Annotated in this window: 19 protein-coding genes and 1 pseudogene; 10 read left to right on the top strand and 10 right to left on the bottom strand. The window is 55.7% G+C overall.

Annotation, left to right across the window (positions count from 1 at the left end):
• The first annotated feature begins 91 nt into the window (after nt 1-91).
• The gene (locus tag OZX62_RS06980; protein ID WP_277175496.1) at nt 92-3988 is read left to right on the top strand and encodes an AAA family ATPase; all 3897 of its coding nucleotides are present in this window, start codon (nt 92-94) and stop codon (nt 3986-3988) included.
• Between the two features lie 181 nt (nt 3989-4169).
• Here OZX62_RS06980 and OZX62_RS06975 read toward each other — a convergent pair whose 3' ends face one another.
• The 4 genes from OZX62_RS06975 to OZX62_RS06960 all read right to left on the bottom strand — a co-directional run bounded on the left by OZX62_RS06975 (nt 4170) and on the right by OZX62_RS06960 (nt 9039).
• Nucleotides 4170-4901: an amino acid racemase gene (locus tag OZX62_RS06975; protein WP_277175495.1), complete on the bottom strand. Its 732-nt coding sequence runs from the start codon at nt 4899-4901 to the stop codon at nt 4170-4172.
• Complete coding sequence (locus OZX62_RS06970; protein ID WP_277175494.1) at nt 4898-6142, bottom strand: carboxylate--amine ligase; 1245 nt, start codon at nt 6140-6142, stop codon at nt 4898-4900. Before OZX62_RS06970 ends, OZX62_RS06975 begins: the two co-directional genes overlap by 4 nt.
• Before the next feature lie 260 nt (nt 6143-6402).
• Nucleotides 6403-7965: a UDP-N-acetylmuramoyl-L-alanyl-D-glutamate--2,6-diaminopimelate ligase gene (locus OZX62_RS06965; RefSeq protein ID WP_277175493.1), complete on the bottom strand. Its 1563-nt coding sequence runs from the start codon at nt 7963-7965 to the stop codon at nt 6403-6405.
• 309 nt (nt 7966-8274) lie between these two features.
• On the bottom strand, nt 8275-9039 hold the full coding sequence (locus OZX62_RS06960; RefSeq protein WP_277175492.1) for an exonuclease domain-containing protein: 765 nt from the start codon (nt 9037-9039) through the stop codon (nt 8275-8277).
• Nucleotides 9040-9356: 317 nt separating this feature from the next.
• On the opposite strand from OZX62_RS06960, the gene OZX62_RS06955 reads away from it, so the two are divergent.
• Together OZX62_RS06955 and OZX62_RS06950 are read left to right on the top strand one after the other, a co-directional pair.
• The gene (locus OZX62_RS06955) at nt 9357-10055 is read left to right on the top strand and encodes a sigma-70 family RNA polymerase sigma factor (protein ID WP_277177063.1); all 699 of its coding nucleotides are present in this window, start codon (nt 9357-9359) and stop codon (nt 10053-10055) included.
• 157 nt (nt 10056-10212) lie between these two features.
• On the top strand, nt 10213-10446 hold the full coding sequence (locus OZX62_RS06950; RefSeq protein ID WP_348519309.1) for a hypothetical protein: 234 nt from the start codon (nt 10213-10215) through the stop codon (nt 10444-10446).
• A gap of 360 nt (nt 10447-10806) precedes the next feature.
• On the opposite strand, the gene OZX62_RS06945 is transcribed toward OZX62_RS06950, so the two are convergent.
• The 5 genes from OZX62_RS06945 to OZX62_RS06925 all read right to left on the bottom strand — a co-directional run bounded on the left by OZX62_RS06945 (nt 10807) and on the right by OZX62_RS06925 (nt 15136).
• Complete coding sequence (locus tag OZX62_RS06945; RefSeq protein WP_277175490.1) at nt 10807-11757, bottom strand: aldose 1-epimerase family protein; 951 nt, start codon at nt 11755-11757, stop codon at nt 10807-10809.
• A gap of 60 nt (nt 11758-11817) precedes the next feature.
• Nucleotides 11818-12327 (bottom strand): Cys-tRNA(Pro) deacylase, encoded by a 510-nt coding sequence (gene ybaK / locus OZX62_RS06940; protein ID WP_277175489.1) that lies wholly within the window; start codon nt 12325-12327, stop codon nt 11818-11820.
• 274 nt (nt 12328-12601) lie between these two features.
• Nucleotides 12602-13657: a type I glyceraldehyde-3-phosphate dehydrogenase gene (gap, locus tag OZX62_RS06935; RefSeq protein WP_277175488.1), complete on the bottom strand. Its 1056-nt coding sequence runs from the start codon at nt 13655-13657 to the stop codon at nt 12602-12604.
• Between the two features lie 71 nt (nt 13658-13728).
• Nucleotides 13729-14100: an arsenate reductase family protein gene (locus OZX62_RS06930; protein ID WP_348519308.1), complete on the bottom strand. Its 372-nt coding sequence runs from the start codon at nt 14098-14100 to the stop codon at nt 13729-13731.
• 286 nt (nt 14101-14386) lie between these two features.
• Nucleotides 14387-15136 carry a thiamine diphosphokinase gene (locus OZX62_RS06925; protein ID WP_277175486.1) on the bottom strand — a complete coding sequence of 250 codons (750 nt, stop codon included), beginning with the start codon at nt 15134-15136 and terminating at the stop codon, nt 14387-14389.
• A 199-nt stretch (nt 15137-15335) separates the two neighbouring features.
• Between OZX62_RS06925 and OZX62_RS06920 the strand changes: the two genes are divergently transcribed.
• A complete protein-coding gene (locus OZX62_RS06920) occupies nt 15336-15842 on the top strand; it encodes a GNAT family N-acetyltransferase (protein WP_277175485.1) in 507 nt (168 codons plus the stop codon).
• Nucleotides 15843-15908: 66 nt separating this feature from the next.
• Here OZX62_RS06920 and OZX62_RS06915 read toward each other — a convergent pair whose 3' ends face one another.
• Complete coding sequence (locus OZX62_RS06915; RefSeq protein ID WP_277175484.1) at nt 15909-16973, bottom strand: 2,3-butanediol dehydrogenase; 1065 nt, start codon at nt 16971-16973, stop codon at nt 15909-15911.
• Nucleotides 16974-17309: 336 nt separating this feature from the next.
• Here OZX62_RS06915 and infC point away from each other — a divergent pair.
• The 6 genes and pseudogenes from infC to OZX62_RS06885 form a co-directional block, all read left to right on the top strand.
• Nucleotides 17310-17972 (top strand): annotated as a pseudogene (gene infC, locus OZX62_RS06910) (translation initiation factor IF-3); the annotation flags it as partial.
• A 335-nt stretch (nt 17973-18307) separates the two neighbouring features.
• Nucleotides 18308-18502, top strand: coding sequence for a 50S ribosomal protein L35 (gene rpmI / locus OZX62_RS06905; protein WP_277151572.1), 195 nt, complete (start codon nt 18308-18310; stop codon nt 18500-18502).
• A gap of 55 nt (nt 18503-18557) precedes the next feature.
• Nucleotides 18558-18941, top strand: a complete 384-nt coding sequence (rplT, locus tag OZX62_RS06900) for a 50S ribosomal protein L20 (RefSeq protein ID WP_277157851.1) — start codon at nt 18558-18560, stop codon at nt 18939-18941.
• Nucleotides 18942-19163: 222 nt separating this feature from the next.
• Nucleotides 19164-20222, top strand: a complete 1059-nt coding sequence (locus OZX62_RS06895; protein WP_277175483.1) for a class C sortase — start codon at nt 19164-19166, stop codon at nt 20220-20222.
• A gap of 228 nt (nt 20223-20450) precedes the next feature.
• Nucleotides 20451-23114: an LPXTG cell wall anchor domain-containing protein gene (locus tag OZX62_RS06890; protein WP_277175482.1), complete on the top strand. Its 2664-nt coding sequence runs from the start codon at nt 20451-20453 to the stop codon at nt 23112-23114.
• A gap of 175 nt (nt 23115-23289) precedes the next feature.
• A complete protein-coding gene (locus tag OZX62_RS06885; protein ID WP_277175481.1) occupies nt 23290-25266 on the top strand; it encodes an isopeptide-forming domain-containing fimbrial protein in 1977 nt (658 codons plus the stop codon).
• The last annotated feature ends 181 nt before the right edge of the window (nt 25267-25447 follow it).

Raw genomic sequence — 25447 nt, 5'->3', positions numbered from 1 at the left:
GTTGCCCTAAACGGTAAGATAGCTGAAGATAGCGAAAACGTCGTACAACGACGCTCAAGGGTAAGCGGGAAACAGAGGAAGTCAATAATCCATGTATTTGAAGGAACTGACGCTCAAGGGATTCAAGTCCTTTGCCTCCGCTACCACTTTGCGCTTTGAGCCGGGCATTACGGCCGTGGTGGGGCCGAACGGTTCCGGCAAATCCAATATCGTCGACGCGCTGACGTGGGTGATGGGGGAGCAGGGTGCCAAAAACCTGCGTGGTACCTCGATGGAAGATGTGATTTTTGCCGGCACTTCCTCGCGTCCGCCGCTGGGGCGCGCGCAGGTGAGCCTTACCATCGACAATACTGACGGCACGCTTGACATCGATTACACGGAAGTCACCATCAGCCGCACCATCTACCGCAATGGCGGCTCCGAATACGCCATCAACGGCTCGGCCTGCCGTCTGCTCGACATTCAGGAGCTTTTAAGCGACACAGGCCTGGGGCAGCAGATGCACGTCATCGTCGGGCAGGGGAGGCTTGACGAGATTTTGAAGGCCGACCCAGCCGGGCACCGCGCCTTTATCGAAGAGGCCGCGGGGATTCTGAAACATCGCAAGCGCAAGGAACGTGCGATACGCAAGCTCAAGAACACCGAGGCGAACCTTGCCCGCACTGACGATCTGCTGCACGAGATTCGTCGGCAGCTGGGGCCGCTCGGACGGCAAGCCAAGATTTCGCGGCGTGCGGCAAGTATTCAGATTTCCCTGCGAGACGCGCAGTCTAGGATTTTCGCTGAAGATGCTCAAAAATCCATGGAAAGTCGTGCTAAACTGCGCAACGATTTGGGCGACGTGCGGCGCGAGCTGGAAACCGCGCAGCGAGATTTGGCGAAAGTCAAGGTGCATATCGAGCAGGTCGAGGCGCTGAGTTCCGAGTCCAGCCCGGCCATGGAGAAAATCAACGAGACATGGCATGAGCTCTCAAGCATTGAGGAACGGTTCCGTTCGCTGGCCTCGCTTGCTGACGAGCGCGCACGTTCCCTCGCCGGCCAGATGATTACGAACTTCGGTGAGGATCCGGATATTCTCGAATCCCGTGCCAAGGAACTGGACGGACAGGCTGAAGCCCAGAAAAAGAACGTTTCCGACATGCGCATTGCGTATGACAAGGCCACGGAATCTCGCGCCGGCAATGAAAAACAGCTCGCCGCAGCCCGCCAGACCTTGACGGAACTGCGTAAGGCCGCGCAGGAGCACACTTCGAAAGTCGCCAATCTGCGTGAGCTCAAGACGCGCGAGGAATCGGCCATCGAACTGGCGCAAAGCCGTGCCAAGGATTTCAACGGGCAGCGCGAAGCCATTGCCAAACAGCGTGACGAGGCTACGGCCCAGCGTGATGCCCTTGAAACCGAAACTCAGAACGCTGGTGAAGAAGACAGCGCCGCGGAGCTTGAGGCCGCGAAAACCGCGATGCAGCAGCGTCAGGAAGAGCTTGACGCCTTGCAGGAGCAGCTTAGGGCCACGACCGCCAAGGTGACGGCGCTCAAGGCCAAGGCCGATGCGTTGAATGAGACGTTGGAAAGTCGTAACGCTTCCGGCGAACTGGAGCGGGATGACGCCGTGGCCGCGTTGGGCAGGCTTGCCGACTTCATCCACGTTGAGGATGGCTGGGAAGAGGCCATCGCCCACGCGCTCGATCAGTTCGCCAGTGCCATCGTGGTGCCGGGCAAATCCAATATGGTTGAGGCGTTGCGTCGGGCCAGCGAAGGCAAGCTCGGGCAGGCGGTTGTATTGCATCCGCTTGAAGGAAGTGTTGGTGATGACGCAGAAACTCAAAATACCAACGAAAAAGACAGCCGATATCCGGTTCGTTGTGCTTCGACTTTGGTAGGTGCCAATGATTCCGCCAAAGACACTGATTTTGCCGCTAATGTTGTGCGTGCCGTTCGGCTTTTGCTGGATGATGTAGCCGCTGTTCCTGATATGAATACTGCGCTGGAAGCCGTGGAAGGCAAACGGTTCAGTCAGGCCGTCACCAAATCCGGCGAAGTGGTCAATGCTGTGGGCGCCATCGGTGGTTCGTCGCGCTCGCAGAGTGATTTGTCGCTGGCTGCACGACGTGATAAAGCGGCTGCGGAAGCCAAAAAACTTCAAAGTGAAGCGGATGCTATACAGCCGAAAATCGAGGCGGCGCAAGAGGCTCGTGACAAGGCTCGTCTTGAGGTTGACAAGCAATCGCAGCAGCGCATCCAAGCCAAGGTCAGGGCCGATCAGGCGCGTAAGAATCTCAAGAATATCGAGGAACGGGTTAAGCAGCTCAATCGGCAGTTGAACGGGCTTGATGAGAAAATCAAGCAGACGGATGATGACCGGCAGACGCATCAGCTCAAGCTTGAGGACTTGAGTCAGGCGCTGGAAACCGCGGAACATTCCAACACTGAAAACGAGGACTTCGAAGATCTGGACAAGCGCGTCCATGAACTGGAGACTACGCTCGACAAGGCTCGTGAGCAGGAAGTTTCGGCGAAGATTGTCTGGAACGATGCCACTCGTAAGGCTGATTCGTTGGTGCGGCAGGCCGGTCTGCTCCACGATCAGTCAAGCGAAGCCGTCGCGAGGCGCGCAAAAATGAAGGCGCTCAACGAAAAGCGCGAACGTCAGCAGACGCATGACCAGCAGATTGCCGCCGATGCAAGAGGCATGGCTACGTTGGTTGCTGCCGAACTCAAGACTGTGGTCGCCAAGCGCGATGAGCTTTCCAAGGCCGCTTCGAGTCATGATGCTGAGCTGAAGCAACTGCGTGCGCAGCGCGATGAGGCTGAGCCAAAAGTGGCCGCCCTGCAGCAACGTGAACACGAACTCGATGTGAACCGTGAGCGCTTGGCCGCGCAATATGGTCAGATTGAGCAAAAGGTCTCGGATACGCTGGGCATGGATCTAGAGGCGTTGGTCAGTGAATACGGTCCGGACAAGCTGGTTCCGGTGCTTGACGACGAAGGCCATCCGATTCTGCTGGCAAGCAGTGGCGAAGAAAATGGCTCTAATGTTGAAAGCGCAAGAAGTAATACATCTAGTAATAATCACGATGATTCTGCTTCGCGTGCACAGTCTGTTGTTGAAAATGCTGAAATGCCAACAGTTGTAACGGATAGCGCTGATAATGGCGAGACCGTGGGCCATTCAGGGAATGTGTCTGGTTTCGACGGTTATCGTGATTCAAGCGAGGATGTATCTGACATCGATAACCAAAGTGATTCAGATGATGAGGCGTCTAACGCTGACGGCTACAACGATTCAAACCAAGATGCCCCAATTGACGCCGAACATTACCAGATGGTGCCGTACGTTCGTGCCGAGCAGCAGAAGCGTCTGCAGAAAGCCGAACGTGATCTTAAGGCGCTGGGCAAGATTAACCCGTTGGCAGCCGAGGAGTTCGACGCACTCGAAACGCGCAACCAGTATCTGAACGATCAGCGCAACGATGTTGCCAAGAGTCGCGATGACCTGCTGAAACTCATCAAGGACCTCGACCACACGATGATCGAAGTATTCAAGAACGCCTTCGACGATACGGCTGCTGCGTTTGAAAAGGTCTTTGCGACACTCTTCCCGGGCGGCAAGGGACGCTTGCGTCTCGAGAACCCGGACGATTTACTGACCACTGGCGTTATCGTTGAGGCGAGCCCGGCAGGCAAGCGTGTCAAGCAGCTGAGTCTGCTGTCCGGTGGCGAACGTAGCCTCACGGCCCTAGCGCTACTCTTCGCCATCTTCACCGCGCGCCCAAGCCCGTTCTACGTGATGGACGAGGTGGAAGCCGCGCTCGACGACATCAACCTGACCCGCCTGATTAACGCGTTCAACGACCTGCGCAAGCACGCCCAGCTCATCATCATCACCCACCAGCAACGCACCATGGCCATCGCCGACGCCCTCTACGGCGTCACGATGCGCTCCGACGGTGTCACTGCAGTAGTGAGCCAAAAACTCGAGCATGAATAGTAAAAAAGCTTCAGTCTTGGGTACCGTGGGGTCTTGGGATATACAATGTTCGACACGCTCCGGGCCGCTCAGGCCAAGTCTTTACGGTCGAACATCGCATATCCCAAGACCCCACTACTTAAGCGGATTAGGTTACGTTGGGAACAGGGTTAGTTCGTTCGCAACGCTGAAATAGCAAAATTTAGTTTTGCAGCGCCTTTGCACGGGTGACAGTGTCCTCCGCCAAAATCGTCTGGGCGTCGATGATTGGCCGGTCGGGGAGCGGGAAGGCTTCGTTCAAGACTGAGAGCTCAGTGCAGCCTAGGACCACGATATCGCAACGATAAGGAGCCGATGCGGACTTGTCGAGGAACGTGTCGACGACGTAACGGTAGCGCCCCAAATCAAGCGGCCCGCCGCTTTTCACGTCGTCGTAGATGAGAGAATCGATGCGCTTTTGCAGCTCGTCGTCCGGCTCGATGAAGATGTAGCCGGCGGCTTCGATTTCGTGCTGGTAGAGGCCGGAATGACGGGAGCCTTCCGTGCCCATGAATCCCACGCGCGGGTGTGTCGAAACGGGCAGTGTCGCCTTCATGCGTTCCACGGCGCCGGTCAACATGTTGAGAATCGGCACGTCGGTGAGCTCTTGGAAACGCGGCAGCATGAAATGGGCGGTGTTGCAGGGAATCGTAATGAAACTGGCACCAATGGCCGTCGCCTTAGAAATGTCATCGGCAATGACGGGGAAGGGGTCATCGGTGCTGTCGCCCAGCATGAAATCGGTGCGGTCGGGCACGGATGCGTCGTTGAACACCACGTAGTCGAGGAAATCCTGATCGGTGGTGGCGTCGCTCATCTTGTCAATGAGCCGGATATACGATTCGGTTGCCAAGGTCCCCATGCCGCCGATGACGGCGAAAAACGGTCGTCTCACTTAAGATCTGCCTTCTGCTTGAAGTATTCCGCATAGCGCTTTTTGTAAATCGAGAACGCGTGACGAATCAGGAGCCACCGCATAGGGTTCATATCCTTGCGATATTCCAGCGTCGTGCCCCAATCGCCGTTGGCGATCATTTTCATGCCGCGTTGCTTGTCCTCGCCATCAATCACGTAATCGCGGAAAATCGATCGCGGAATTTCCATCCAAAGCTTGTCACCGCGGCCGATGACGGTGTTGCCGTCGAACGCAGTGTCTTCCACCAAATCCTCGACAAAATAGCGGGCCAGATTGTAGCCGTTCAAAGTCACGAAATAGCTGGAACGGCCCTGCCGCAGGTTGATCTCGAAGAGCTTGTAGGTCTTGTCCCGGTCGTCGTATTTCATGTCGAAATTGGCGACGCCCTCATAGCCGATATCCTCGAGGAACGTCTTGATTTTCAGACATATTTCCTCGTTGTAATCAGGGATGATGGCCGCGTAATTGCCCACGGCCTCTGGGGTCGGGTCCTCAAGTAGCGGATGGCCGAGGAACATCATGCGCACGCGATGATGGCGGTCGACGTAGGCGTTGAGCACGCGCATATGCGAGTCATCGCCGGGAATGAAGTCCTGCAGAATCATTTCGGCGTGATAACCGGCACCGTAGGCGAGGTTGATGAGCTTGTCCAGCTCTTCCGGCGTCTCAATGACGAACGCCTTCTTGCGGCCCGGGAAATCGATATCGAGCCATGCCGCGGAATCGGCGGGTTTCATGGCGATGGGGAAGTTGAACGGCAGATCCTTGTATTCCCCGTTTGCCACGCCTTCCTCGGTCATGACCTTGGTCTTGGGGTAAGGCAGCCCGTAGCGTTCGCAGGTCTCGTAGAACGTGTTCTTGTAGCTCAGCTGCTTGTTGAGCGCCGGGTCGAGGGTGTTGAAAACGTAAAACAGAGCCAGGCCTCCGCTGTTCTCGCTCAAGAGGTTCGCATAGAGGTCGCCGCAGGGGATGAGTAGCAACGTGGTGTCGGGATGGCTGGATTTGAACGTTTTGGCGTAGTCGATGAGCGTCTTGCGGAACGTCACGGCCTCGCCGAATCCCTCGACGATATGGACGTCGACGATTTTGCTGAATCTGGTGGGCGCAAGCTGGAAGTGGGCGAAGGCAGTGGAGACGACGCCGTAAGCCTCGTGGAAGGCACGGGCCATGCCGTAGGCGTTGATATCGCTGCCCAAAAGTACCGGTTGGAATTGCTGCATGGTAGTTAGCTTACCTCTTAAAAAGTACGAAAACGGTGGATGATGACGGATTAACGCGGGAACAGCACGTTTGTGCCCTGGCGTGTTTCCGGGACGGCAGTATGTACAAGCCTTGACCTGAACGAACCATTGCGTTTTGCTGTCTTTGCAGGGACTAAAGCGAGTGCGTAATCCAGTGGTCGCTGGTGTCGTTTTTTCATATCGCTTGGAATCGGCAGATTATCGTCGTGGCCCGTGCTGGGTTCGCCGCCCGCTCGGTTTTATGAATCCGTCTGGCCGAACAGCCTGGTGACGATATGGGTATCGCCTTCGTAAGGGGCGTGTTTGCCGTCCACCTTGAGCCATTGCTCTTCGCCTTTGCCGACAATCAGCAACACATCAAAGCCATCGTGCGCCTGCGCCTCATTGATGGCGGTTTCCACGGCCTTTTGACGGTCGACGATGATGGTTGATTCCACATTGGGGTCGTTGACGGCAGCTTGCATGGTCTCGCAGATATCTTCCGCGCGTTCCCTGTCGGGATCGTCGCTGGTGATGATGATGCGGTCGACGCGGTGTTGCGCGGCATCGATGATTTCTTTCCTGCGGTCCACAGCCTTGCCGCCTGCAGATCCACTTACCAACGTAATGCGTGGTTTGTTCGCGCCATACCGTTCCATCGCGAAATCGATCAGCGCGGAGACGCTGGCATAATTGTGGGCGAAATCGACGATGGCGACGTTCGGTCCGTGCGTATCCTTGAACTGCTCCATGCGCCCCGAAATACGAACGTTCTCGAGAGCGTGCGAGATTTTCCTGTCATTGAGATCGGCACCGGCGAGCTGTGCGATGGTAAGCGCGGCGGCCGCGTTGGCATAGTTGAAATCGCCATCCATCTCAAGCCGGTAAGTATCGGCCGTTCCCGCAACGTCGATATGGAATGCGGTACGGTCTTTGTCTGCCGGCCACGCAACGGTATCGGCCTTGGTCCCGCTGTCACGTTCGTCAGCGGTGTGCAGCGCAAAAGTAGTGACGGGAACGCCCGCGGCCGCAGCGTCCTCTTCAATCAAATCGGCGTGGTCGCAGTCGGCTCCCAGTACCAGTGCCTTGCTGTTGACAGTAATCTGCCGTTTGCAATACAGATAATCCTCAAATGTGGGATGCTCGATCGGGCTGATGTGGTCGGGGGAGATGTTCAGGAATGCCCCGACGTCGAAGGTGAGCCCGTAGACGCGATCGACCTTGTAAGCCTGCGAGGAGACTTCCATGACGAGGTAGCGCATCCCGTTATCGAGAGCTTGCCTCATCATGCGGAACGCGTCCATCGATTCCGGCGTGGTGAGCGCTGAGGCCGTGTAGGTATGGCCGTCAAGGCAGTTGTCGACCGACGAGAACAGGGCAGCCCTGCCGTTGCTGGCAGCGTTCAGAATCGCCTGGACGAAGTAGGCTGTGGTCGTCTTGCCCTTGGTTCCGGTGATACCGATAACCGTCAGCTCATCCTGCGGTCGTCCGTAGAATTGTGCGGAAAGCAGGCTCATCGCCTTTCGTATGTCGCCCACGATAATGCCGATGGCGCTGGTTTCGGCGCTGAAATCCGTTTCCGCAACATAGGCCTTGAGCCCGCGCTCGTCGCAGCCGGCCAGATAGTCCGCCTTGAAATGGCCTTTGCAGCACAAAAGCGAGCCTTCACACACCTGCCTGGTGTCATAGGTGATGGAAGTGAAAGCATCGGTGGCGCCGCCAAAGCGGGCGGGGTTTCGCGACCAAGTCTCGCCTTGTATGATTTCCCGCAAAAGATGATGCTTTTCAAGCAATTCAACCGCAGTCGCCAACGTCAGAGCCATGCTAAACCTTTCTTGCCATTCACAAGGCTAGCGCATGGTGAGCTCGAAAATAAAGCGTGCGCGACACAATCGAATGGAACTTACACATCGCTATGATTCTTCCATCCGTTTGTGTGGGAAACCGGTACATACGATTATTCCCGATTGATATGGCGAAAACTGATGTTGTGCAGGGATTGCTGCGCCGTCCTGGAATCGCTGCCGAAGTACCGAAATTCCCGCTTACTGCGCAGTAGTCCCCGCCAAGTCAAGGAAATCGAATCACCTTGATCGCGTCGTTTTTGCCGGCAAACCAGTAGCGCCCTGGGCCTACAGCCAGGTGTCGTTGACCGGCCTGCGGCCGCGGGAAAGCATCCACTTGTTGAACGATTCCTTCCACTTCTTGTGTGCCTCGCGCTGCCAGTCCATGAGCTCGCTGAGTTTCAGGTTGCCGACCTGCGGGTAGAGCGTGGACATCGGCTTGATGAGGTCCACGGCCGCGGTGGTGTCGGCGGTGGCGTCGTGGAAATCGCCGTGCGGCTCCACACCGTAGTATTCCGTGGTGTAGGTCAGTGTGCGTTTGCCGCTGCGGTGTGAGATTTCGCGGTCGATGACCAGCGGGTCCACCACCAGAAGTTCGTCCGGCAGCGCTTGAAGCTTCCAGCGCTTGAGATCGCCGGAAAGCATGCGCACATCAAAAGGTGCGTTGTAAGCGAGCAACGGAATGCGTTTGGCCTGCGCTGCGTTGACGATGGAGCCGATGGCCGCGATGGCGTCGGCCGGTTCTGCGCCGTTGGCCTCGAGGAATTCGTCGGTGAACCCGTTGACCCGGCTTGCGCCGGCGCTCATGTGGTGGTGCGGGTTGACCACCCATTCCGCCACGGCGTCGCCTTGGTAGCCTTTGGCCGGGTCGCGCAAAACGAGGGAGGCCGATACGATGGCATCCGTGACGTGGGTGCCCGTGGTTTCTGTGTCGAAGCCAAGCAGCCAGGCTTGGCCGAGGGTGGTGTCGTCGCCCTGTGTAGGGGCTTGAGCTATGGCATCCAACAAAACTGCCGAGTTGTCACCATTCGATGTTTTTGGTGTTGAAGTCATAGTAATATTGTGCGTGTCGATTCCGACATTAAATTATCTTTTTCTCAAGATGAACCGGATTTTATGGTTTATTTTCGATTTTTACAAGTGGTTTATGATAAACGAATGCGGATTATAACAAAATAATATCGAATATCTGTCTAATTAAACATATGAAATATTAAGAAATGTCATAATAAAATCCTGAGAAGGCGCGTGTCGGACGTCGTAAGGTCAACGTTTAGAATGGTACTGTGACACGAACGGATGAAGCACAGCCCAAGCAGTCAGAGCACGAGACCACCGCGCAGAAGCGCGCACGTTTCGAAGCGCTCGCGATGCCTGCCGTCAACGCGCTCTACCGTCAGGCGATGAAACTGACGAACAATCCGGAGGATGCCCAAGACTTGGTGCAGGACGCCTACGAGCGTGCGTTCAAGGCCTTCGACAGTTTCCGCCCCGGCAGCAACTTCGAAGCGTGGATGACCACCATCGAGCGCAACGCCTACTTCAACCAGTACGCCAAGGCCAAGCGTCGTCCTCAGCGCGCCAACGATTCGACCGGGGAGTACGATGATTGGGATATCTACTCCGCCTCCGATCATTCCTCGGAAGGGCTTAAATCCGCGGAGCAGGAATACTTGGACGGTTTCGCGCCGGCCGAGATTATGCAAGCGTTGGACTCGCTTTCCCCCGAGCGTCGACAGGTTTTCATCGACACCGCCATCGATGGCAAATCCTACAAGCAGGTTGCCAAAGAGCAGGGTATCAAGATCGGCACCGTGATGAGCCGTCTCAATCGCGCGCGTTCGCAGCTCAAGGACGAGTTGACCGAGTACGCCCGGCAGCGAGGCTACGGCAAGGAGACAGGCACGGAGCCCGTGAAATCAGGGGAGAAGGATAAGCCTTCGGAATCGGCAAAATCTGCAACATCCAAGAAATCTACGAAATCTGTGGAGCTGACAGAAAAAGCCGAACCAACGAAGCCTGCAAAGCTTACGAAACCTACGAAACCTACCAAAGAGGCCGATAAATAAGTAAGTAAGCCGAAACCGCATCTTCACTATCCGCGAACCCCAAAACGGCCAAAATGAGTAATAATAGTCAATTAGATGTAACGAAAGGAGAACGACGATGGACGGACGAATCGAGCGTACCAGCCGAGTGGTGGTGAGAAGTCAACATTCCGATGGCATGACGCGTACCGACATCGAAATCTCCCGTTACGATTCCAGCAGCCGCGTCTCCGACGACGAATGCTTCAACCCGGAATCCTGCTGCGATGCCCGCGAAAAGGCATTGATTGCCGAACTGCGCGATTTGCTGCGTCCTACTTCTGCTCCGCAATGCCTGATCGCCAAGCTTGAGGCGACACTTGATCGCTGCTGCGTCGAGGAATCCTGCGGCGGCGAAGTCGCTTCAGCGTAAGATTTTGAGACCTATCAAATTCGTTTCCGGCCACGCTTCCGTGCGTGGCTTTTTTGTAGACTCCAGCTGGCATCATCGTCGCGGTCACCGATCAGGCAGCATAATTCGTATACGAAAAATGCCCCGCACTTGCTGCGAGGCATTCTTTTTATTCGCTTAACCTAACGAACTCAGGCATTTGGCCTTTTGCCGTGGTTGGCCGCCTTTTTGCGGCGTGCCTTACGCTTACGTCCGCGCATTCCCATGATGGACTCCTTTACCTTTAATGAATAAGCCTTAGGCATTATCGCACGTTGTTGCGACTTCGTGCAAGCCAACGGCAAAGATTTGGCGTTGGCTTGCAGTATAAGCCGTGTTGATTCAGCGCTGCTCGGCCTTGAAATAGAGGTTGGTCGAGCTGGTCTCGCCGGGCTTGATGACGATGAGATCCTTGCCGCTGTTGAACGCGTTGGCATAGGCGGTCTGCGGCTCGATGGCGACGCCGGCCGGGTGCGATTCGGGCGCGAAACCGGTGCCGGTGCACATCTGGAAAGAGGTGATGGCCTTGTCGCCACCGACGCTCACCGTCAGCCCGTCGGGGCGTGTGAGCGTAGCGAAAGTATTGCCGTCGGAGTCCCGCTCGACGTCAGTCCACGCGTCATCGTACGGCTGTTCGGTGAGCGCCGTGGGCTGACGCAGATCGTACTTGCCGCTGACAGGTTCGGTGCGGGTGGGCAGCAGCCGCTCGTTGACGGTGACGTGCGTGCGCGCCGGAATGGTGACCGAGCACTGCGCGTTTTGTCCGTCGATTTCGTCGCCGTAGCCGCCGAACCCGTTGGCGATCCACGGGTGGATGGCCAGGGCCCAGGGCGCATCGATGCTGTCATTGTTGGTTGCGCAGAGGGTGAGTTGAAGTCCGTCGTCGCTCAGGCTGAACACGGCGCGGACCAGCAGGTCGAAGGGATAGCCTTTCATGTTGCCGGTTCGCCAAGTAAGCGCGACGCGATCCTCCTCGAGGCTTTCGAGGTTCCAGAACGCCCGGTAACCGTAGCCGTGGATGGCATTGTGCTTCTCATGCTCGTCGATGGGCAGTGTGTAGGTCTTTCCTTCAAAGGTATAGACGCCGTCTTCGATGCGATTGGGGAAGGGGACAAGCAGCTCGCCATTGGTGCAGGGAACGGGCTTGTCTGCGTCCCACGAGGCGATCATGTCTTTGCCGCGGTAGGTGAGTTTGCGCAGCGTCGCGCCGAGTTCGGTGACCACCGCTGTGTAGTCGCCGTGCGAAATGGTGAATTGCTGGCCCGAGCGTGGGGGCAGGTTTGGTGAAGTCATGTCAACTCCTGTGTAGAAACGTTTTTGTTGCCGTTCACTATTCTAATGCATTGTCTTGGTCTACCACGTGCCGATTTTGGCGACGGTCGCGCCGAGTACTTTCACCAGATCGTTCGGGTTCACGCCGACGCTGAAGCCGCGCTTGCCTCCGGAGACGATGATTTCGTCATATTGCATCGCGCTTGCGTCGATTACTGTCTTGTGCTTGGTGCGTTGACCGAGTGGGGAGATGCCGCCGACCACGTAGCCACTTTCGCGCTGTGCCACCTTGGGTTCGGCCATGGCCGCCTTCTTGGCGCCGACTGCGGCCGCGAGATATTTCATATCCAAGTGCCCGCTCACTGGCACCACGCCGATGACCCGTTCGTCGCCCGTGTCGGCCATAAGCGTCTTGAACGAGCGATGCGGGTCGACACCGAGCTTTTCCGCACCTTCAAGCCCGTAGCCTTCGTCCATGTGGTCGGAGGAATGTTCGTATTCATAGATTTTAAAGGGAATTCCCGCTTCGGTCAGTTCCCGCGTAGCCGGCGTAGAAGCTGTCCCCGCTGCCTTTTTGTGTTTCTTGCTCATAACTCTCAAGTCTAATCTTCTGGTTTATCAGTATCGTTTCCAGATTCGTGCTTTGGCGATTCGATGAACTTTCGTGCGGAATGTCGGTTTGGTCAAGTCCCGAGCATAATTCATGTCAGGGCACGATTTACAGAGACGAATAAAGATTGGTCGCATAGGAAAGAACACGTTTCACATACAAAAATCCCCAACCGTTGGGCTGGGGATCTTTCGTTACGAATCACGTTTCGCTAATGGAAGCGAAACGGTTCTGCAGCTTATCGCCGCGACTTGCTCACTTGCTGATTTCGGCGAAGTAGAGCAGGGTGCGGATCATGTTGCAGGTGAAGCCGTACTCGTTGTCGTAGAAGGCAACCGTACGAGCCAGCGTCGTGCCGTCAATGGTGTTGACGTCGGTCTGCGTAGGATCGAAAACGCCACCGTGGGTGTCGCCGATGATGTCGGAGGTCACGATGCTGTCAGCGTTGTAGCCGAAGGTGTCGTTGTTCTCGAAAGCCTTCTTGGCGGCGGCGTTGATGTCGTCGGCGGTGACTTCCTTGTCGAGCACGGTGAAGAGCTCGGTGATGGACCCGTCCGGAACCTGAACGCGCTGGGCGTGGCCCTGCAGCTTGCCGTTGACCGAAGGAACAACCTTGCCGATGGCCTTGGCGGCGCCGGTGGAGTGCTCGATTGTGTTGATCGCGGAAGCGCGGTTGTTGCGCGGCTTGGAGCCACGGGGGCCGTCAAGCAGCATCTGGGTGCCGGTGTAGGCGTGGATCGTGGTCATGAAGCCGACCTTGATGCCGAACTGGTCGTCGAGCAGCTTGACGAGCGCCGCGAAGGAGTTCGTGGTGCAGGAGCCGGAGGAGACGATGTTGTCCGTAGGCTTCAGGATGTCCTGGTTGACGCCGTAGACGACGGTCGGGGTGGTCTCGTCCTTCGCCGGAGCGGAGATGAGGACCTTCTTGGCGCCGGCGTCCAGGTGAGCCTGGCTCTTCTCGGCGGAGGTGTAGAAGCCGGTGCACTCGAGCACGAACTCAACGCCATCGTTCTTCACCCACGGAATGTTGCGGGCGTCCTTCTCGGCATAGACCTTGTATTCCTTGCCGTCGACGACGATCGCGTCATCAGTGGACTTCACGTCGACCGGGGTGCCGTCATCGTGACGGAAGGTGCCGTGGGTGCTGTCGTACTTCAAGAGGTAGGCGAGCATGGAAGGCGTGGTCAAATCGTTGATTGCTGCGACTTCGATGTCACCGGCCTCGCCACCGCGGGCCTGAAGTTCGAAAATACGACGGAACGCAAGGCGTCCAATGCGGCCGAAACCGTTAATACCAATCTTTACTGTCATGTAATTCTCCCTAAAGGAACAGCTTGGAGACGCGGGCTCGCGCCTCATTGCTGTATATTTACCAACACTTGTTATTTTAACGTGTCTGCTGTACCAGAAAAGGCGTTTTGCCACGTTTCAGGGCTGAAACCGACCAATATTTTGTTAGCGTTCACAACTATCGGGCGCTTGACCAGCATCCCATTGGTTGCAAGGAGTTTCAGTTGCTCATCCTCGCTCATTTCAGGCAGTTTGTCTTTAAGTTTCATCTCGCGATAGGGCATGCCTGAGGTGTTGAAGAAACGCTTGAGCGGCAGGCCGCTCGCCTTCCACCATCGCTTGAGCTCGGTAGCTGTGGGGTTATCGCCTTTGATGTCGCGTTCGGTGAAATCGACGTCGTTTTCATTGAGCCATTTGCGTGCCTTGGCGCAGGTGGAGCAGTGGTTATAGCAGACAAAGAGCACCTTGCCGTCCTGCTGGGCGGGATCAGGCTTCGGGCTCGTGGTTTTTGCCTTGGTTTTTGCGTTGGTCATCGTGGGTCCTTTCATCGCGTTGTTGCTTTGATTCTAGGGTTTCTTGCGGTGGCGTGAAAGCAAGAAATGCGGGAAGCGTGACCAATATTGTGTTCGATGGCCCACAGTCAGGTTAGGGATGGGTGGCTTTACTCCAACCGGCTGGATTTCCAGTAAAAATTGTTGGGCAAATTTCAAGCTTTGCCCGATAGAAACTTTGTATCTGTGCGCGGTTTCGTCAGCGTGACTTATTGAGCAGCGCCGAGACGTGCGAAGCCAGCGGTCCCAGCGTTTCTGAGGCTTTGATATTCGTTTTGGACGTCGGCAGCGTCGCTTCGAAGGGGAAGGTGACGATAAGAGTGCCGTCGGAGACGCTGATGGATGCCGGGCGTTCGTCGAGTAGTTCATTGCTGACGCCGAGAACGGTATCGCTGCGCATCGTGCCGTTGTCCAGCTCGTATTTGAGTCCGGTTTCACTTACCCCATATGAGGTATCGGCGTGAGAAAAGACTGAGACCATGCGGTTTGCGGCATCGTCTTTCAGGGCGTCCGAAGCGAACGATAACGAGCCATTGCAGATGGCGGTGACCACGGTGTGTTCGCCGAAAAGCATCCCGTGCCCGCCGTTGTGCGCGAGTAATGCGAGCATCTGGATGTTGGCGATGGTGTGGTCGATTCGACCGCCCAGTCCACCGTAAATGCGGAAGTCCCTATATCCTCTCGACCAGGCTGCTTTCAGTGCAGATAACATGTCCGGATCGTCATGTTCCGGCGGAAGCTGTATGGTCTCTACGCCCTGTGGAATCTGTGTTTGCGTGGAGTCGAAATCACCGATGACCAGATTCGGACGTAGCCCCAAGGTACGCGCATGGTCGAGCCCTCCGTCGGCCGCCACGACAAAGGCGTCCCCAGGAAGTTCGTCGGCACATGGCTCATTGCCGAAATACGTTCCCGCGGCAAAGATGATGCAAGGCTTTAGAGAGGTCATAATATGGAGGTTACTCTTTTGAAGGCTCACATTTTTTCGGGCCTTTCAAAAAATGTGAGTCAAATGAACATTTACCATTTTTTCAATAGCCCGGAAACGTTGGGATTATGGTATTATGCCGTGAGCGATGTTCGTTTCGGGCTCACATTTTTTAAGATCCTCGAAAAAATGTGAGCCGGGAATATGAAGGGATTCATCCATGCCAGACCGTCACTTGGTCGTTCGTCACATCACGCCGGCCGATTTTCAGACCAAAGCCGAGGTGCACTCGCGTACTTGGCGCGAGACCTATCAGGGCAAGCTTCCGCAATGGCTGGTAGACAAGATCACCCCGGAGTTCGCGCTTGAGGTCACCAAACGCCATGATCCGGCAAACGTGTTCGTGGCGCTGGCGGACGGCGAAGTGGTGGGTTACGCCGAGCTTGTCAACCCCGCACGCGAACCGAGCAACTATCCCGATACTGGCGAATTGGCTGCAATCTATGTGCTCAAGCGTTGCCAGGGTTTGGGCATCGGGCGCAGGTTGGCTCAGGCGGTGTTCGATGCTCTGCCCACCAAGCGTGTCGTGTTGTGGGTGCTGGAAAGCAACGAAAAGGCGCAGGGTTTCTACCGTCATATGGGTTTTCATCCCACCGGTGAGGTACAGGTGGAGGACAATGGCGCAATGAAAGACCTTGAATACGCCAATTTCGATACGTCGGTGTGAGATGAAAAATGGCGGGCAACTCCGATTGAGTACCCGCCATTTTTTATTATTGCCTGCTACAGGCAATCACATTTGCACGATAATCTTGACATGGTGCTCGGCATCGTTACGCAGGGCTTTGAAACCTTTCTCCACGATGTCGTCGACTTCGATCCGGTCAGTGATGAACTGCGAGAGATCGATGTGCTTGTCGTGCACCAGTTTGATGACGGGTTCGTGATCGTGAGCATAGCCGATGGAAGCCCCGACGAGCTTTTCAGGCATGATAAGTTCAGGAAGCACGTTGAACGTGACGGGCTTGGCATGCAACGCCACGATTTCCAGCCTTCCTTCAGGACGTAGGGCGGAAAGCAACTGGTGAACCACAATTTCGGAGCCGGCCGCATCGAACGCGATATCCGCGCCGGCGCCGTTGGTCTCCTCGTGCACCCGTTTGCCAAGATCTTCCTTGCTGGGGTCGATGACGATGTCCGCAGACTTGGAGCTCAAGGCCTTTTCCTTACGGGCACCGGAGAGCTCGGAGATGATGACGCGGACGCCCTTGGCTTTCAGCACAGTGCCAATCAGCAGGCCGATGGGGCCGGCACCGCCGACCACGGCGGTCTGGCCAGGCTGGGGATTGGTGCGGCGCACCGCATGATAGGCCACTGACATGGGTTCGATGAGCGCAGCTTGGTCAAGCGGCAGATCTCCGATGGGGTGTACCCAGCGGGACTCGACCACGATATGCTCGCTCAGGCCGCCGCCGCCACCGTTGACTCCGATGAATCCCATCTTTTCGCAGGCGTTGTAATTGCCGGACTTGCAGGCATAGCATTTGCCGCAAACCATGAGCGGTTCGACGACAACATGGTCGCCGATCTTGATGGTGGTGTCGACGTCATCCGCGATTTCTTCGACGACGCCGGAAAATTCATGGCCGAAACCTGTGGGGAGTTTTTCGCCGGAAAGTGGATGGGCGACGCCGGGTGTGATGCCGCCGCTTTCGGGGCCGTCAAAGTAAAGATGCAGGTCTGATCCACAGATGCCGGTGTAGGCCGGTTTGATTTTGATGGTTCCCGGTTTCAGCTCCGGTTCCGGAATATCGTCAATCTGGATATGTTCTTTGCCGTAATAACGTACAGCTCTCATACCTTCTCCTTTTAAAATGTGATTGAAATCACATCTATGATAAGTCTTTGACATCGATGAGCCGGTTCGGGAATGTCGCGGATTGTCTGCAGGCAGGGTATACTAAAACAGGCTTGAGAAATCAAGAAAGTGGGTGCGCTCCACCTGGAAGCTTTTCGTAGCTTCGGGTTCAAGACATTCCTATGTTTAGTGGGAATCGAAAGCTCGGCATTTGCCGTGGCTTTTCGTTGCATCAATTAATTCGATGCCTGTGTTTTGAATCCCTGTTGCGAGTGATGCCGAAAACATTCGGTGTTATGAACTTTCCGCCGGCGGCGCGTCCAAGAGCAGCAAGGATTGGAGTTCATCATCAGCGCAGAACCACGCATTAACGACGAGATACGCGTTTCCAAGGTACGCCTGATCGGCCCGAACAGCGAGCAGGTCGGGGTCATCGCGACCTCAGTCGCATTGAATCTGGCCAAGGAAGCAAATCTCGATTTGGTTGAGGTGGCGCCGAATGCGGATCCTCCGGTGGCCAAGCTCATCGACTATGGCAAGTACAAGTACAACGAGAAGATCAAGCAGCGCGAGGCGCGTCGCAACCAGAGTGCGGCCGAGATCAAGGAAATCCGTTTCAGGCTCAAGATCGACGAGCATGACTTCGAGGTCAAGAAGAGCCATGTCATTCGCTTCCTGCAAGGCGGCGACAAGGTCAAGGTCACCATCATGCTGCGCGGCCGCGAACAGTCACGCCCTATCGGTGGCGTGGAGCTCCTGCAGCGTCTGGCCGATGAGGTCTCCGAGTACGGTACCATCGAGTTCTATCCGAAGCACGAGGGGCGCAACATCTTCATGACGTTGGCTCCCAAGGGCAAGAAGGTGCACGCCAAGTCCGAGCAGCGTCGTCGCGGCGCCGATACCCGTGCCGACCGTCAGGCCCGCCAGAAGGCAAGGCTTGCGGCCAAGGAGAAGGAAAAGGCACAGGAAGCCGGAGCGGCGAAAGCTGCGGTCAATGAGATTAAGGCAGCAGAAGCTTCCGCTCCTGCAAAGTCTGCGAAGGCAGCGGAACCGAAGGCCCCTGTCAAGGCAGCGTCCAAGGGCAGCAAGGCCGAAGCGCCTGCCAAGTCGGAGAAGCCTGCAAAATCCGCAAAGTCGGCTACAAGTGCTGCAAAGTCTTCCGCCAAGCCGAAGCCAGCGGCTTCACCTAAGTCTGCCAAGCCTGCGAAACCGGCCAAGCCGGCACCAAGGGCAAGCAAGAAGTAAATAAATTTTTGTGCCGGCCGATTCAAAAGTCGGCAGGTACAGGGCATCGAAGAATGATTCGATATCCGAAGATAAATAGGAGGGCAGCAATGCCGAAGATGAAAACCAATTCCGCCGCGAAAAAGCGCGTCCGCGTCACCGGTACGGGCAAGCTCATGCAGGCTGGCACCTCGATGCGCCACAACCTTGAGCACAAGTCCGCGCGCAAGCGCCGCAACCTCTCCCGCGACCAGGTGCTGGCCACGTCGCAGAGCAAGAACATGCGAAAGTTGCTTGGCCGCTGAAATCGGCTTGGTTTACAAGGGTATAAAAGGTTTATAGAAAGCTAGAGGAAACAATATGGCACGTGTCAAGCGCGCAGTGAACGCTCATAAGAAGCGTCGCGTCGTTTTAAAGAGGGCTTCGGGCTACCGTGGCCAGCGTTCCCGTTCGTACCGTCGTGCGAAGGAACAGCTGCTCCATTCATTTAACTACAACTTCCGCGACCGCAAGGCCCGCAAGGGTGACTTCCGCAAGCTGTGGATCCAGCGCATCAACGCCGCCGTCCGCGCCCAGGGCATCACCTACAACCGCTTCATGCAGGGCCTGCGCCTTTCCGGCATCGAGCTCGACCGTCGCGCGCTTGCCGAGCTGGCCGTTTCTGACCCGGACACCTTCAAGACCATCGTCGACAAGGCGAAGGCCGCGCTGCCCAAGGACGTGAACGCCCCGGTGGCTGCCTGAGCGATTTAAGCGTCTCAAGCGATTTATAGCAAGCCCTGCATTTCAAGATGTGGGGCTTGTTTGTTTGTGTATTCATCCCGAAGCAGTGATAATGTCATGCAATGATATATGACATGATGAAATCAGATCGATGTCGATTGCCTGTGGCTTTGGCTGCCGCATTTGTTTGATCAGGGCAAGTACTGGGCGTCGTATGACCCCTCAGGGGAGGGCGTGGAGATCATGGGCGAATTGAATCCAACTGACGGTAGTGGCAAAGTTGCCGGCTACGTGTCCAATCCAGACGGCGGCATTGCAAATACCGACATCTCGAATGACGCCATTGCTAATCGCGACATTGTCTTCGAAGACGTGCTCAGGCGTGGCAAAGTCCACTATCAGGTTATTCGCCGCAAACGCAAGGTCATCAACGCCCTCAAAACGGTGATGGCATTATGTGTGGTCGCGGCGGTGGCGCTGGCATTGTGGCTGCCAGCGAACCAGTACGTCAACTCCCGCGAGCAGGAGCGGCAGGCCGTGGCCGCCATGAACCGGGTCAAAAAATGGCCGCAGGGCCGCGTTGCCCAGGAACTTAACAAGGCCAGACAATACAATGCCGGCATCGCAGCCGGCAACCAGTCATTCGGCGAGTATACCGACCCCTTTGCTTCCGATTCGGCGGGTAAGAAAGACAAGAACAAAGCAGTCACTCGTTCCGAACGCGACACGGTCTATCAGGGACTGCTCAACAGCGGCAGTGGGGTGATGGGCATGGTACGAATCCCCAAAATCTCCGTGAAACTGCCGATTTACCACGGCACTTCGGATGCGGTGCTCGACAAAGGTGCCGGCCATCTTTACGGCACCAGCCTGCCGGTCGGCGGGAAGTCGACGAACGCCGTAATCACCGGCCACACAGGGCGACCCTATGAGCTGTTGTTCACCCGACTTGACGAGCTGAAAAAAGGCGATGTCATCTATATCAATACGCTCAACCATACCTTCGGCTATCAGATCACATCCATACACGTCGTGTTGCCCGATGACACGCGCTATTACAAAGTCGTGCCCGGCAAGGACCTCCTCACGTTGATGACCTGTACGCCTTATGGCGTCAATTCGCACAGATTGGTGATCACTGCCGAGCGGCGTCCGATTCCCCAGGACATCCCATACCCTGATGACGCATCTGGCGACGGGGTGCTTGCAGGAGGTTGCGCGGCTCTGGCGATTCTTGTTTTGGGTGTGATCATCAATGTAATTCGCCACCGGCGTAAATGGCCGGTGCGTCATGGCAGATGATTTTTTAATTCATTTGATGTAATAGTTTGACGTGATGCAATTACATGATTTGAGATATTTTATCAAACCTTATATGTCTAGTTGAAGTTGCCTAAGAAAACGCATAAATTCGGGCAAAAAATGAATTTGACGACCGTTTTGATTCTCCGGTGTACCATTTGTTATACAATATTTATTAATTAAATTTGTTAAACAATAGATGTTTGTGTAGTGCCGAAGGTGGCGACTATGTTACGCAATGGTGAAAGAATCAACAGGCTGGCGACCTCCCTGTGTGCGCTGTTGCTTGCGGTTTTCCTCGTCGTGACGCAGGGTGCAATCGGGACACTCGGCTCCGCTTCCTCAAAGAACGTCGCGAACGCAGCCGAGGTGTCGACGCAGGATGTTCCGCAGACCAGCAAGCCGAAGCTGACCAAGATGCTGGCCGACAACCAACATATTGTGCTCAACAACTATTATGTTCTGCCCCTCACGCCTACGCGTGAACAGATGCGTGCCGATTTTGTTGTTCGTGTGCGTCATGGCCAAGTCAATGTCAATGCGACGAATTGGTCGAATATGGCTTGGCAATGCTCCGACGGAACGTATCACATCGGTCAAAGTTGCGGCATGATTATCCGATATGCCTACAACATGAACCTGCTGCTCAGTGGTGCCATCAACACACTTGATTACAAGAACACGATGTCGGGTAAGACCGGCGCCATGAACTGGGCGGCCAATCAGGACGATTGCTTCACCATCCACAGCGTGCTGACGGCAGGGAATTATGATTATCTCACCATCTCGGTGACCTGCGCGCTTGATGTGACGGGGCTAACGACCAGTGCGTATGACGTAGGAGGTTCGAAGCTCAACCAGTATCTATGGGTTGAGGTGCCGACGGTGGCTTTGAATTCCATCCCACCCAATTATGGCGGGATCTATCCCGTGTTGACCACAGAGCAGCTGGGTGTCGACACCGACTATATGACCAATGTTCTCGCAGATTATCCGGCCTATATCTATCAGGATACGTTATGCGGCGATAATTCGGATGGACAGGGATGCAACGGACCTCGTGCCATGGTCGGTTGGAACAATAAACCGGCTTTGTGGAGCAACGGACAGGCCAATTGGGGGTTGGTCACCGATTTCGGCTTGACCGCCAACAGTACTGATTACAATCCCGGGGTCGCGCCGCCCACATCGTTCTTCGTCAAATGGTTCAATCGTGCATCGAACTTATCGCCATGTTCCAACACGTCTTCCTATTATTTCCAGTGGATTGGCTTGAAAGACGGCCAATGGGTGCCGGTAACCGATTTGACGCCGCATGCCCAGTTGGTCTCGCAGTCGGCGATCAACAGCGAACGGATTCAAGAGGCCGCAAATGATAATGCCGGATTCGCGTTTAACAACAATAGCTCCTCCTTGCATCTACGTTCGATGCAAGGTTCCGGGGGCGGATTGAGCATCGCGCAGAACGCGGACGGATCCATCGATTTTGCGAGGGCCAGGGCCGATCAGGGCCTTGACGGCTATTTCAAGCTGGTTACGTGGCCTGTTACCAATCCTGGCGACACCAGATGTACGACATCCACTATCTCTTCTTCCCCTTGGACTCAGAAATTCAGCCCACGCGATATTTTCAACCCGTTGCTTACCCAGTTGAACAACAATGAGGATCCCGGAATTTCGACTTCCATGACCCAGACCGAAATCGCCACTCTGGTCAACAAGGCTTGGGTGATCGATACGGTCTTCAACAAGTACGGTCTGCCGGTCCGCCCGCCGGTCATCACCACGCCGGTTGAAAATGCGTATGTCGGCTTGCATCCGACGATCAATGGCACCGGCGAACCGGGAGCCACTATCAACCTCTACGCCGAAGAGGACGGCAATCTTATCGATCCGAACAATCCCAACGATCCCGATAGGGCCGGTCGTCTGGTAGGAACGACGACCGTGGACGGAAGCGGCAACTGGTCGATCGTCGATACGGGCAACGCCAAGGTCACAGGATCCCAGCGCTACCATGCCACGCAGACCGCGACGAGGGATTCGGATGATATCACTTCGGAGTTCTCCAACATCCGCACGGTTCAATTCGCGGTGCCGAGTACCGCGCCGCCGGTGACGACGGTCGATGTTCCGCACACGACGAATCCCAATGGCGGTGTGCTTGTGGGTACCGATAGGGTTGTCATTCATGGCACGGCGAGTCCGAACTCACCGGGTGAGACGCTGAAGGTCTACGTTCGGCATGCGTCCGACCCGCCGATGAGTGAAGGCGATATCATCAGCGGCTGCACGCAGATCCTTACCAATGCCGGATCGCAGAATTGGTCGTGTGAGGTGGCTCCGTCGTTCTTTACCAGCGAGTTGGCTCAGGGCGAGGATTATGTGTTCGTCGCAAAACTGGTCAACACTACGGGAGGCGTGGATTCCGGCTTCTCCGCAGACAAGGAACAGATCGTCGATATGACAGCGCCTTTTGTCGCCTTTGATGCTTTGCAACCCTTGAACACGATCAGCGGCACTGCATATCTCGACGCGGCTCACACTGTTCCAGCCACCGGAGCGACGATTCATATCCATTGGCCCGACAATTCCGAGGATACGGCGACCGTTCAGGCGGGTGGCACCTGGTCGTTCTCTGTACCGTCGGGCATGACATCCGGCCAGGTCAGGGTGTATGGAATCGATCCGCAGACCAACGAGTCCGATTGGATTGTCCATGATCTTGAACTGTCGGCACCGGTCTACTCGTTGCCGTTGACCGGCGATCACAGCAAGCTTGTGTTGATCATCGCGGGAATTATCGCGGCGTTGCTGGCGATCGGAGCCGGTGTCTATGCGGTGATCGGTAAAAAGATGAAGTTTGGAAAGGCGGTGGCCGATGATCCCTAAATTGGTGTGTTCCCGGGCGACAGCTGTGTGGGTGCTGATGTCGCTCCCCGCCGCCCGGGGACGTCCGGCCGACTGCAGGCCGAGGAGGTATAGCGGCTGAATAAACAGTTGATTGCCGGACATCATCAATATCAATATTTGAAAAAACGAAATTTCACAGAGAAAGTGAACCATCATGAATATCAACAAAGGATTGAGACGCGGAGTTGGCAGCGTTGTCGCCGCTGCGGCTCTTTTGGCGCTGGCGATGGTGCCTGCGGGCACAGCGTCGGCGGATGACAACATTCCCATCGATCAGAACGCGACTACGACGTTGAAGATCAAGGGCAAGGGTGCCAGGCTACGTGGGCATTACTTCACCGCAATGCGTATTGGTGCCTATAGCAATGCACAGACCCCGACCGTCGGTGGCGGGAAATTGTCCTCGGTTGGTGTGGATTCCAGCCAGGTCGATGCCGGCAGCGTGCCGGCCAACGAGCAAATCATGCAGGCCATGAAGGATGCCTATACAACCACCAGCACCAGCGGCTCTTTGCCTTCCGGTTATTCTAACAACCCTGTTGGCGCGGTTGCGGTTACGTGGCTTGGCTTCCCCTCGTCTATCACACCTCCTTCCGGAGAGACGGCAGATACCACCTCGAATTCAAGCTTGGCGGCTTGGAGTGGCAGCCTTCGTAAGTTTGTCACCACGTTGACGAAGAACACGAATTTCAAGAATCGTCTTGCCGATGCCACCCATGGTCACGAGGTGCAGGCTTCGACTACAGTGCTTGATGATGCTGACACCACAGTTGACTTCAACGTCAAACAGGGCATCTACATCATTGTCGACACCACCGCCAATCACGGCACGGTGAGTTCCACCAAGATTCCGGCATCGATTCCGATGCTGGCAAGCACTGCAGTGGTTGACACCGCAAGCACTCCGAATGTCTACGATGCCTTCTCCACGAGTCCGTTGGTCAAGCTCGGTGAGGTCAGTGTGAAGAACGACCCGCTGATCGTAAAGAAGAAAATGATTGACCCGACCACTGGTAATGCTGCCGTCGGTGACACGTTGACCTATATGATCGTTGCCAAGGTCCCGTTGACCACAGGGTTCAGCCACTATACCTACGTGGTCCAGGATGATCCTTCGGCAGGTTTGACCTATCAGGGAGTAACCAGTATCAAGTTTTCCTCTGACGCCAATTTTACGGATACCGGGATTGATCATACATTGGGTTCTACCGATTACGCAGTGTCCGGTGGCGCCTCTTCCGGTGCCCCTGTACAGTTCAACTTCTCCGGGAGCATCATCAATTTCACGCAAGGTACCCCTTCGTATTACAATGACTATATCAAGATCACCTATACGATGAAGATCGATGACAGCGCACGTGAAGGCACCCAGTTGCAGAACGGCGTGTCGTTGACCCATTCCAACGATCCGGGCAATCCGCCAAGCGGCAACGGCGGAACTCCTGGAGACGGTACGACCACCACCATCGATAACAGCGGTGACCCGGTCGGCACTGTCAAGACGTATATGTACGGCTTCAGTCTTGCAGATGTCGATAAGAACAACCATGCGACGTATTTGACCGGTGGTGAATTCCAGATCAAGCAGGGCGCCACGGTGATCAAGTTCATGAAGCTGGGTGATGGAACGTATCAGAAGGCGGCGGACCAAACGGCTACTGTCGATGACATCACCGTATTCGATACGTTGACTCCTGCTGCCGGCGGTGGCAGTGGAACCTATGACCTGGCTATCGGCAGGATGCGGTTCACCGGTCTCGCAGAAGGATCCTACACTGTTGTGCAGAACACGGTGCCGGTACCGTATTCGTCTCTGGGCAAATCGACCTTCACCGTCACGGTTTCGACCGATACGGGTACCACTTCCGTTCCTTCTCCAACCGCTGAGACGCCTGCGTACTCCAACTCCCATGATGGATGGGACCTGGTTGCTGAGGATAACTGGAACCCGACAACCGAGCCTAATCATTACATCCTCGTGCAGGAGATCAACTCCTTCTCGCAGCTGCCTATGACCGGCGGTGCTGGTGCGATAGTGGTCGGCCTCGTTGTCATCGTCTTGCTCGGTGGTGCTGGAGCGCTCTTCTTCATCACCCGCCGCGGCGAGAAGTCCCTGAGCCAGGAAGTCTGATGTTCTAGCTTTCTCATCCGAGAAAAACCTGTGCAGCCCATATGCCGTCGCAAACGGTGTGTGGGCTGTGCGGGTTTTCCTGTCTGTTAGCACAATGGGGAATTGTGGCTGAAGAGTATGGCTATATTACGGGACGGGATATCTCAGTTATATATGACACGTTGATAGCGCTATGTCAAAG

This window comes from Bifidobacterium sp. ESL0690 (assembly GCF_029392315.1).
Taxonomy (GTDB): domain Bacteria; phylum Actinomycetota; class Actinomycetes; order Actinomycetales; family Bifidobacteriaceae; genus Bifidobacterium.
The sequence above is the reverse complement of the archived record's forward strand: the minus strand, read 5'-3'. Positions and strand labels throughout refer to the sequence as shown.

Coding starts and splice junctions, on each gene's coding strand:
- OZX62_RS06960 (WP_277175492.1), bottom strand. CDS start 9,039: ATGACTTCAACACCAAAAACATCGAATGGTGACAACTCGGCAGTTTTG.
- OZX62_RS06955 (WP_277177063.1), top strand. CDS start 9,357: ATGCCTGCCGTCAACGCGCTCTACCGTCAGGCGATGAAACTGACGAAC.
- OZX62_RS06965 (WP_277175493.1), bottom strand. CDS start 7,965: ATGGCTCTGACGTTGGCGACTGCGGTTGAATTGCTTGAAAAGCATCAT.
- rplT (WP_277157851.1), top strand. CDS start 18,558: ATGGCACGTGTCAAGCGCGCAGTGAACGCTCATAAGAAGCGTCGCGTC.
- OZX62_RS06980 (WP_277175496.1), top strand. CDS start 92: ATGTATTTGAAGGAACTGACGCTCAAGGGATTCAAGTCCTTTGCCTCC.
- OZX62_RS06925 (WP_277175486.1), bottom strand. CDS start 15,136: ATGACCTCTCTAAAGCCTTGCATCATCTTTGCCGCGGGAACGTATTTC.
- ybaK (WP_277175489.1), bottom strand. CDS start 12,327: ATGAGCAAGAAACACAAAAAGGCAGCGGGGACAGCTTCTACGCCGGCT.
- OZX62_RS06970 (WP_277175494.1), bottom strand. CDS start 6,142: ATGCAGCAATTCCAACCGGTACTTTTGGGCAGCGATATCAACGCCTAC.
- gap (WP_277175488.1), bottom strand. CDS start 13,657: ATGACAGTAAAGATTGGTATTAACGGTTTCGGCCGCATTGGACGCCTT.
- OZX62_RS06895 (WP_277175483.1), top strand. CDS start 19,164: ATGGGCGAATTGAATCCAACTGACGGTAGTGGCAAAGTTGCCGGCTAC.
- OZX62_RS06890 (WP_277175482.1), top strand. CDS start 20,451: ATGTTACGCAATGGTGAAAGAATCAACAGGCTGGCGACCTCCCTGTGT.
- OZX62_RS06920 (WP_277175485.1), top strand. CDS start 15,336: ATGCCAGACCGTCACTTGGTCGTTCGTCACATCACGCCGGCCGATTTT.
- OZX62_RS06950 (WP_348519309.1), top strand. CDS start 10,213: ATGACGCGTACCGACATCGAAATCTCCCGTTACGATTCCAGCAGCCGC.
- OZX62_RS06885 (WP_277175481.1), top strand. CDS start 23,290: ATGAATATCAACAAAGGATTGAGACGCGGAGTTGGCAGCGTTGTCGCC.
- OZX62_RS06945 (WP_277175490.1), bottom strand. CDS start 11,757: ATGACTTCACCAAACCTGCCCCCACGCTCGGGCCAGCAATTCACCATT.
- OZX62_RS06915 (WP_277175484.1), bottom strand. CDS start 16,973: ATGAGAGCTGTACGTTATTACGGCAAAGAACATATCCAGATTGACGAT.
- rpmI (WP_277151572.1), top strand. CDS start 18,308: ATGCCGAAGATGAAAACCAATTCCGCCGCGAAAAAGCGCGTCCGCGTC.